General features: G+C 52.3%; 2 tRNA genes and 2 rRNA genes. All 4 read right to left on the bottom strand.

Annotated features, from left to right (window positions below):
- Nucleotides 1-8 precede the first annotated feature (8 nt).
- The 4 genes from NX773_RS23370 to NX773_RS23355 all read right to left on the bottom strand — a co-directional run bounded on the left by NX773_RS23370 (nt 9) and on the right by NX773_RS23355 (nt 4,857).
- Nucleotides 9-2,882 (bottom strand): 23S ribosomal RNA (locus NX773_RS23370).
- A gap of 193 nt (nt 2,883-3,075) precedes the next feature.
- Nucleotides 3,076-3,151 (bottom strand) — tRNA-Ala (locus NX773_RS23365).
- A gap of 20 nt (nt 3,152-3,171) precedes the next feature.
- A tRNA-Ile gene (locus tag NX773_RS23360) sits at nt 3,172-3,248 on the bottom strand.
- 78 nt (nt 3,249-3,326) lie between these two features.
- Nucleotides 3,327-4,857 (bottom strand): 16S ribosomal RNA (locus NX773_RS23355).
- The 16S and 23S rRNA genes sit together here with 2 tRNA genes alongside, the layout of an rRNA operon.
- Nucleotides 4,858-4,886: the final 29 nt, after the last annotated feature.

The raw sequence follows: 4,886 nt of genomic DNA, 5'->3' as shown, positions 1-4,886 counted from the left end.
AAGGTTATAGGGACAAGCCGTACGGGCAATTAGTATCGGTTAGCTTAATGCATTACTGCACTTCCACACCCGACCTATCAACGTCCTGGTCTCGAACGACCCTTCAAGGAGCTCAAGGCTCCGGGAAATCTCATCTCAAGGCGAGTTTCCCGCTTAGATGCTTTCAGCGGTTATCTCTTCCGAACTTAGCTACCCGGCAATGCCACTGGCGTGACAACCGGTACACCAGAGGTTCGTCCACTCCGGTCCTCTCGTACTAGGAGCAGCCCCCTTCAAATTTCCAACGCCCACGGCAGATAGGGACCAAACTGTCTCACGACGTTTTAAACCCAGCTCACGTACCACTTTAAATGGCGAACAGCCATACCCTTGGGACCGGCTACAGCCCCAGGATGTGATGAGCCGACATCGAGGTGCCAAACTCCCCCGTCGATATGAACTCTTGGGAGGAATCAGCCTGTTATCCCCAGAGTACCTTTTATCCGTTGAGCGATGGCCCTTCCATACAGAACCACCGGATCACTATGTCCTACTTTCGTACCTGCTCGACTTGTCGGTCTCGCAGTTAAGCACGCTTATGCCATTGCACTATTAGCACGATGTCCGACCGTACCTAGCGTACCTTCGAACTCCTCCGTTACCGTTTAGGAGGAGACCGCCCCAGTCAAACTGCCTACCATGCACTGTCCCCGACCCGGATTACGGGCCAAGGTTAGAACCTCAAACGAACCAGGGTGGTATTTCAAGGATGGCTCCACGAGAACTGGCGTCCCCGCTTCAAAGCCTCCCACCTATCCTACACAGATTGGTTCAAAGTCCAATGCAAAGCTACAGTAAAGGTTCATGGGGTCTTTCCGTCTAGCCGCGGGTAGATTGCATCATCACAAACATTTCAACTTCGCTGAGTCTCGGGAGGAGACAGTGTGGCCATCGTTACGCCATTCGTGCAGGTCGGAACTTACCCGACAAGGAATTTCGCTACCTTAGGACCGTTATAGTTACGGCCGCCGTTTACTGGGACTTCAATCAAGAGCTTGCACCCCATCATTTAATCTTCCAGCACCGGGCAGGCGTCACACCCTATACGTCCACTTTCGTGTTTGCAGAGTGCTGTGTTTTTATTAAACAGTCGCAGCCACCAGTTTATTGCAACCCTTTCACCCTTCTGCAGTAAAGCAGTCAAGCTACCGGGGCGTACCTTTTCCCGAAGTTACGGTACCAATTTGCCGAGTTCCTTCTCCCGAGTTCTCTCAAGCGCCTTAGAATACTCATCTCGCCCACCTGTGTCGGTTTGCGGTACGGTCTCGTATGACTGAAGCTTAGAGGCTTTTCTTGGAACCACTTCCGATTGCTTCGCGGCACAAGGCCACTCGTCCCGATCCCTTGAATTACGCGCCCGGATTTGCCTAAGCGCCTTCTATGAACCAGGAACTAGCTATTCCAACAGCTAGACAACCTTCCGCGATCCGTCCCCCCATCGCATCATACGACGGTGCAGGAATATTAACCTGCTTCCCATCAGCTACGCATCTCTGCCTCGCCTTAGGGGCCGACTCACCCTGCTCCGATGAACGTTGAACAGGAAACCTTGGGCTTACGGCGTGGAGGCTTTTCACCCCCATTATCGCTACTCATGTCAGCATTCGCACTTCTGATACCTCCAGCATCCTTTACAAGACACCTTCGCAGGCTTACAGAACGCTCTCCTACCATATCCTTGCGGATATCCGCAGCTTCGGTGACTGGCTTAGCCCCGTTACATCTTCCGCGCAGGACGACTCGATCAGTGAGCTATTACGCTTTCTTTAAATGATGGCTGCTTCTAAGCCAACATCCTGACTGTTTTAGCCTTCCCACTTCGTTTTCCACTTAGCCAATCTTTGGGACCTTAGCTGGCGGTCTGGGTTGTTTCCCTCTTGACGCCGGACGTTAGCACCCGACGTCTGTCTCCCAAGCTCGCACTCATCGGTATTCGGAGTTTGCAATGGTTTGGTAAGTCGCAATGACCCCCTAGCCATGACAGTGCTCTACCCCCGATGGTGATACTTGAGGCACTACCTAAATAGTTTTCGGAGAGAACCAGCTATTTCCAGATTTGTTTAGCCTTTCACCCCTATCCACAGCTCATCCCCTAGTTTTTCAACACTAGTGGGTTCGGACCTCCAGGGCGTGTTACCGCACCTTCATCCTGGCCATGGATAGATCATCTGGTTTCGGGTCTACACCCAGCGACTGTCGCCCTGTTCGGACTCGATTTCTCTACGGCTCCCCTATCTGGTTAACCTCGCCACTGAATGTAAGTCGCTGACCCATTATACAAAAGGTACGCCGTCACCCCATAAAGAGGCTCCGACTGTTTGTATGCACACGGTTTCAGGTTCTATTTCACTCCCCTCCCGGGGTTCTTTTCGCCTTTCCCTCACGGTACTGGTTCACTATCGGTCGATTACGAGTATTTAGCCTTGGAGGATGGTCCCCCCATCTTCAGACAGGATTTCACGTGTCCCGCCCTACTTGTCTTACGCTTAGTACCACCGGTCTGATTTCGTGTACGGGGCTATCACCCGCTATGGCGCCTGTTTCCAAAGGCTTCCACTATCAGTCCGACTATCACGTAACGGCTCATCCCATTTCGCTCGCCACTACTTTGGGAATCTCGGTTGATTTCTTTTCCTGCAGCTACTTAGATGTTTCAGTTCGCCGCGTTCGCTTCACACACCTATGTATTCAGTGTGAGATGACCTAAAAGGCCGGGTTTCCCCATTCGGAAATCTGCGGATCAAAGTGTGTTTGCTCACTCCCCGCAGCTTATCGCAAGCTACAACGTCCTTCATCGCCTGTAATCGCCAAGGCATCCACCATGTGCACTTATTCGCTTGTCCCTATAACTTTAGCCCCTGCGACTAAACAAGGACGTTATAGAGAAAGAGTACAGCTGTGTTGCTATGTTTGTTGTTACAGATTTCTACCCTAAGTGTGTGCTCTCGCACACGCTTAAAGAAAACTTTACTTCTTCCAGATTTTTAAAGAACGAGAACTACACTTACTTAAAGTGCTTACCTTAAGTAAGGGAAGTGGTGGAGGATGACGGGATCGAACCGACGACCCCCTGCTTGCAAAGCAGGTGCTCTCCCAGCTGAGCTAATCCCCCGTTGTGTTGCCGATAACACATGGTGGGTCTGGTTGGATTCGAACCAACGACCCCCGCGTTATCAACACGGTGCTCTAACCGACTGAGCTACAGACCCGAACTGTTCTCGTTATTTACCAACAGCCGATAAGCGTGGACGCTTGATGAGCAAGCATTGCTTGCAGTGCTACTCTAGAAAGGAGGTGATCCAGCCGCACCTTCCGATACGGCTACCTTGTTACGACTTCACCCCAGTCACGAATCCTACCGTGGTAAGCGCCCTCCTTGCGGTTAAGCTACCTACTTCTGGTAAAACCCGCTCCCATGGTGTGACGGGCGGTGTGTACAAGACCCGGGAACGTATTCACCGCGGCATGCTGATCCGCGATTACTAGCGATTCCAACTTCACGTAGTCGAGTTGCAGACTACGATCCGGACTACGATACACTTTCTGGGATTAGCTCCCCCTCGCGGGTTGGCGGCCCTCTGTATGTACCATTGTATGACGTGTGAAGCCCTACCCATAAGGGCCATGAGGACTTGACGTCATCCCCACCTTCCTCCGGTTTGTCACCGGCAGTCTCATTAGAGTGCCCTTTCGTAGCAACTAATGACAAGGGTTGCGCTCGTTGCGGGACTTAACCCAACATCTCACGACACGAGCTGACGACAGCCATGCAGCACCTGTGTTCAGGTTCCCTTTCGGGCACATCCAGATCTCTCCGGACTTCCTGACATGTCAAGGGTAGGTAAGGTTTTTCGCGTTGCATCGAATTAATCCACATCATCCACCGCTTGTGCGGGTCCCCGTCAATTCCTTTGAGTTTTAATCTTGCGACCGTACTCCCCAGGCGGTCTACTTCACGCGTTAGCTGCGTTACCAAGTCAATTAAGACCCGACAACTAGTAGACATCGTTTAGGGCGTGGACTACCAGGGTATCTAATCCTGTTTGCTCCCCACGCTTTCGTGCATGAGCGTCAGTCTTGACCCAGGGGGCTGCCTTCGCCATCGGTGTTCCTCCACATCTCTACGCATTTCACTGCTACACGTGGAATTCTACCCCCCTCTGCCAGACTCCAGCCTTGCAGTCTCCAACGCAATTCCCAGGTTAAGCCCGGGGATTTCACGTCAGACTTACAAAACCGCCTGCGCACGCTTTACGCCCAGTAATTCCGATTAACGCTTGCACCCTACGTATTACCGCGGCTGCTGGCACGTAGTTAGCCGGTGCTTATTCTTCAGGTACCGTCATTAGCCGTGGATATTAGCCACAGCCGTTTCTTCCCTGACAAAAGAGCTTTACAACCCGAAGGCCTTCTTCACTCACGCGGCATTGCTGGATCAGGGTTGCCCCCATTGTCCAAAATTCCCCACTGCTGCCTCCCGTAGGAGTCTGGACCGTGTCTCAGTTCCAGTGTGGCTGGTCGTCCTCTCAGACCAGCTACTGATCGTCGCCTTGGTAGGCCATTACCCTACCAACTAGCTAATCAGATATCGGCCGCTCCAAAAGCACAAGGTCTTGCGATCCCCTGCTTTCATCCGTAGATCGTATGCGGTATTAGCGTAACTTTCGCTACGTTATCCCCCACTTCTGGGTACGTTCCGATATATTACTCACCCGTTCGCCACTCGCCGCCAGGCCGAAGCCCGCGCTGCCGTTCGACTTGCATGTGTAAAGCATGCCGCCAGCGTTCAATCTGAGCCAGGATCAAACTCTTCAGTTCAATTCCTGTTTTTGCCATTTCTGGCATCC

It is taken from the genome of Massilia solisilvae, assembly GCF_024753215.1.
Classification (GTDB): Bacteria; Pseudomonadota; Gammaproteobacteria; order Burkholderiales; family Burkholderiaceae_D; genus Telluria; species Telluria solisilvae.
The sequence above is the reverse complement of the archived record's forward strand: the minus strand, read 5'-3'. Positions and strand labels throughout refer to the sequence as shown.